Annotated in this window: 4 protein-coding genes; 3 read left to right on the top strand and 1 reads right to left on the bottom strand. The window is 72.8% G+C overall.

The window, feature by feature from the left end:
* Positions 1-1,533 (top strand): xanthine dehydrogenase family protein molybdopterin-binding subunit (locus ACE3Q3_RS22910; RefSeq protein WP_374449938.1); only part of this gene is annotated, 1,533 nt, incomplete at its 5' end.
* A gap of 6 nt (positions 1,534-1,539) precedes the next feature.
* On the opposite strand, the gene ACE3Q3_RS22905 is transcribed toward ACE3Q3_RS22910, so the two are convergent.
* Positions 1,540-2,529 (bottom strand): Gfo/Idh/MocA family protein, encoded by a 990-nt coding sequence (locus ACE3Q3_RS22905; RefSeq protein WP_374449936.1) that lies wholly within the window; start codon positions 2,527-2,529, stop codon positions 1,540-1,542.
* A gap of 185 nt (positions 2,530-2,714) precedes the next feature.
* Here ACE3Q3_RS22905 and ACE3Q3_RS22900 point away from each other — a divergent pair, with 185 nt between their 5' ends.
* Entirely contained in the window at positions 2,715-2,912 is a 198-nt protein-coding gene (locus tag ACE3Q3_RS22900; RefSeq protein ID WP_374449934.1) for a hypothetical protein, read from the top strand.
* Between the two features lie 16 nt (positions 2,913-2,928).
* Positions 2,929-4,569 carry a GMC family oxidoreductase gene (locus tag ACE3Q3_RS22895; protein ID WP_374449932.1) on the top strand — a complete coding sequence of 547 codons (1,641 nt, stop codon included), beginning with the start codon at positions 2,929-2,931 and terminating at the stop codon, positions 4,567-4,569.
* Positions 4,570-4,721 lie beyond the last annotated feature (152 nt).

Genomic DNA, 4,721 nt, shown 5'->3' with positions numbered 1-4,721 from the left:
ATCCTGCACGCGGCGAAGGAACTGGGGATGCCCGTCAAGTGGACGGACGAGCGCTCCGGCAGCTTCCTCTCCGACCATCACGGCCGCGACCATGTCGCCCATTGCGAACTGGCGCTCGACCGCGACGGCCGCTTCCTCGCCGTGCGGGTGCGCAACTACGGCGACATGGGCGGCCACCTGTCCGCGGTCGGCGCGCTGATGCCGACCCTCAACATCGTCAAGAACGTGCCCAGCGTCTACGCGACGCCGCTGCTCGAGGTCCGGACCCTCTGCGTGCTGACCAACACCACCCCGGTCAGCGCCTATCGCGGCGCCGGGCGGCCCGAGGGCAACTACTTCATGGAGCGCCTGATCGACCGCGCGGCAGTCGAGATGGGGATCGACCGCGTCGAACTCCGGCGCCGCAACATGATCCGGCCGGAGCAGATCCCCTACGTCGCCGCCTCGGGCATGCACTACGACAGCGGCGATTTCCCGGCGATCCTCGACGAGGCGCTGACGGCCGCCGACTGGGCGGGGTTCGAGGCCCGGCGCCAGGCGACCGCGGCGGCCGGCAGGCTCCGCGGCCGCGGCATCGGCTGCTATCTCGAGGTGACCGCGCCCGCCAACAAGGAGATGGGGGGCCTCCGCTTCGAGGCGGACGGCACGGTCACCATCATCACCGGCACCCTCGACTACGGCCAGGGCCACGCCACGCCCTTCGCCCAGATCCTGAGCGACCGGCTGGGCGTGCCGTTCGAGCGCATCCGCCTCCTCCAGGGCGACAGCGACGAGATGAAGGCGGGCGGCGGCACCGGCGGTTCGCGCTCGGTCACCAACAGCGGCCAGGCGATCCACGAGGCCAGCATCCAGGTCGTCGACAAGGGCCGCGCCGCCGCCGCCCACGTCCTGGAGGCGGCGGAGGCGGACATCGAGTTCGCGGCCGGGCGCTTCGTCATCGCCGGCACCGACCGGGCGATCGGCATCCTGGAACTGGCGGAGCGGCTGCGCGCCATGCCGGTCAAGCCCGAGGGCGTGCCGGAGACGCTCGACGTCAGCCATGTCAGCGACGGTGCGCCGTCGGCCTATCCCAACGGTTGCCACGTCGTCGAGGTCGAGATCGACCCCGAAACCGGGATCGTCGCCATCGACCGCTACGCCTCGGTCAACGACTTCGGCACCATCGTCAACCCGCTCCTGGTCGAGGGGCAGGTCCATGGCGGCGTCGCCCAGGGCATCGGCCAAGCGCTGATGGAGCGGGTCGTCTACGACGAATCGGGCCAGCTCCTGACCGGCTCCTACATGGACTACGCCATTCCGCGGGCGCCCGACCTGCCCGCGATCGGCTTCCACAGCCATCCGGTGCCGGCGAAGACCAACCCGCTCGGCACCAAGGGCTGCGGCGAGGCCGGCTGCGCGGGCGCGCTCGGCAGCGTCATGAACGCCGTCGTCGACGCGCTGGCGCAGGCCGGCGTCCAGCACATCGACATGCCGGCGACACCGGCGCGGGTGTGGGAGGCGCTGCAGGCGGCCAAGGCGGCCAAGGCGGCCTGAGCGCCGTCAGCCGGCGAGGATCCGCTCCACCACCCGCTGCACGTCGAGCGCCTCCGCCGGCGTCGCCAGCGGGTGGGCCTCGCCGCGGGTCATCGCGGCGACGGCGTCGAGCTGGCGCGCCAGCACGAGCGGCCGGGCGCGCTCGTTCGGCATCGCATCGGGCGCCGCACGCCAGCTTCCGTCCGGCTCGCGGCGCTCGGCCACCGACCAGTCGCGCAGGCGGACCGCCCCCGCCTCCCCTTCCAGCATCCACAGGTTGTGGTCGTCCTTGTCGGTGGTACCGACTCCGCCGGCGAGGCGGACCGGCACCGCGCCGGCGGTCAGGCTGGCGGCGATCGCGGTCTCGGAGCCATCGCCCCCGAGGTGATCGACCCCGGGATATTCCACCCCATGTCCGAGCAGGGTCAGCGGCCCGAGCCGGCGCCGCGTCAGGAAGAGGAAGTGCGACACCACCTCGCGGGTGAAGCCACCCTCGGCGCGGCGCGAGAGCCAGCCGGCGGCCTCGGCCTGCCACGGCCGCGGCCATGTCCGGAAGGCGACTTCGATGTCGAGCCGGCGCGGCCGCCCGACCGCCCCGTCGGCGATCCAGGCGGCGATCTGGGCGACCGCCAGCGACGAGGCGAAGGGGAAGTTGACGGCGGCCCGGCCGGAGAGCGCAGCCAGCGCGCCGACATAGCGTCCCGCCGCCTCGGCATCGACCGCCAGCGGCTTCTCCAGGAAGGCGGCCTTGCCGGCCTCCAGGATCGCGGCGGCGTGGTCGAGGTGGCTGGCCGGCGGCGAGGCGACATAGATGCAGTCGGACGCCGCCAGCACCGCCGCGCGGTCGGCCAGTCGCGGCACCGCCGGCAGCGCCTCTGCGAGCCGCGCCATCGCCTTCGGCGACGGATCCCAGACGCCGGACGGAACCAGCACCGCCGGATCGTGCGCGACCGCCGCGCGCAGCAGCCGCTCGCCCATGATCCCGAAGCCGATGAAGCCGAGCCGGATCGCCGCCATGCCGTCCTCCGAAGTGCCGCCCGAAGCGATAGGGCGGCCAACCTAGACCATTTCACCGCCGGAGGACGATGCCGGCGGCGTCGACGGGTGCGGCAGGCCGGCGCACGATCGACCCTTGGCCGGCCACGGCAGGGGGCGCTACTGTCGCCTGCCCCGGCTCCGGGGGTCCCCCGAGGGAGGAAACCATGCTTCGCATCCAGGCGATGGCGGGCGTGCTGGCGGTCGTCGCCGGGACGCTCCTGGTGGCGACGCCGCGGCCGGCGGACGCCCAGGCGCAGTGCCGGGAGAAGTGCGTCGCCGAGGAACAGGCCTGCCTGAAGCGCACCGGCAACAAGGGCCAGTGCGGCGGCAAGGCGGGGCAGTGCCTCGGCAAGTGCAAGTAGGACGGGACCAGGCGCCGTGACCGACCGTTTCGACTACATCATCGTCGGCGCCGGCACCGCCGGCTGCGTGCTCGCCAACCGCCTGTCGGCCGACGGCCGGCACCGCGTCTGCATCCTCGAGGCGGGCGGCCGGGACTGGAACCCGATGCTGCACATCCCGGCTGGCTTCATGAAGACGCTGGTCGATCCCAGCGTGAACTGGCTCTACAAGACCGAGCCCAGCCCATGGACCGCCGGGCGCAGCATCCTCGCCGCCCGCGGCAAGACACTGGGCGGCTCCAGCGCCATCAACGGCCACATCTACAATCGCGGCCAGCGGCTCGACTTCGACGGCTGGGCCCAGCGCGGCAACCGGGGCTGGGGATATGCCGACGTGCTGCCCTATTTCCGGCGCAGCGAGCGGCGGGTCGGGGACGCCGACGACACCTATCGCGGCCGCGACGGCGGCATCGTCGTGACCGACCCCGACTGGCGCCACCCGCTCTGCGAGGCCTTCATCGAAGGCGCGGTGTCGATCGGCATCCCGCGCAATCCGGACTACAACGGCGCCTTCCAGGACGGCGTCGGCTATTTCCAGCGCGCCATCCACAACGGCCGGCGGGTCAGCGCGGCGCGCGCCTTCCTGCACCCGGCGGCCGGCCGCGCCAACCTGACGATCCGCACCCACGCCCACGCGACGAAGATCCTGATGGAAGGGCGGCGCGCCGTCGGCATCCGCTACCTGGCCGGCGGCCGCGGCGGCAGCGAGGTCGAACTGCACGCCGACAAGGAGGTCATCCTGGCCGGCGGCGTCGTCAACTCGCCGCAGCTCCTCCAGGTGTCGGGGATCGGCCCGGCCGGGCTGCTGGGCCGGCTCGGCATCCCGGTCGTCCAGGCGCTGCCGGGGGTCGGCGAGAACCTGCGCGACCACTATGCGCCGCGCATGGTCGGCCGCGTCCGCGGCATCGACACCATCAACGAGCGCGCCCGCGGCATCCGTCTGGTGGGCGAGATCGCCAAGTGGATGGTCGCCCGCAAGGGCATCCTCGGGCTGAGCCCGACCGTCGTGCACTGCTTCTGGAAGTCGCACGAGGCGCTGCAGACCAACGACCTGCAAATGACCTTCACCCCCGCCAGCTACAAGGAGGGGGTGCAGTCGCGGCTCGACGACTTTCCGGGCATGACGGTCGCCGCCTGGCAGCAGCGGCCGGAGAGCAGCGGCTGGGTGCGCGCGCGCAGCGCCGACCCGCTGGCCCCGCCCGAGATCCAGCCCAACTACCTCGCCCACGAGATGGATCGGCGGGTGCTGCTGGGCGGCATCAAGCTCGGGCGGCGGCTGCTGCGCACCGCTCCGCTCGCCCCCTATTTCGAGCGCGAGGAATATCCGGGCGACCAGGCGCAGACCGACGACGAGCTGCTCGATTTCGCCCGGCAGCGCGGCACCACCACCTTCCACCTCATGGGCACCTGCCGGATGGGCCCGGGGACCGATCCGACGACGGTGGTCGACGACCAGCTCCGGGTCCACGGGCTGGACGGCCTGCGCGTCGTCGACGCCTCGATCATGCCGACGATGCCGTCGGCCAACCTCAACGCCTCGACCCTGATGATCGGCGAGAAGGGCGCGGACCTGATCCTCGGCCGCGCCCCGCCGGAGCCGGTGCCGCTGGCCGACTAGCCTGCGGCATTCCTTCGCCCGGACGCGCGAACGGGCCGCAGCACCAGGTCCGCGGCCCGTCGAGGTCGCCCGATGAGGTCGCCCGATCGCAATCGGGCGGGGCCTCGCGCTAGCGGCCGAGCTTCTGGTCGCCGTCGACCGACTGGCCGAAC

The organism is Allostella sp. (genome assembly GCF_041913585.1).
Lineage (GTDB): Bacteria > Pseudomonadota > Alphaproteobacteria > ATCC43930 > Allostellaceae > Allostella.
This window is presented reverse-complemented; position numbering and strand designations above follow the sequence as displayed.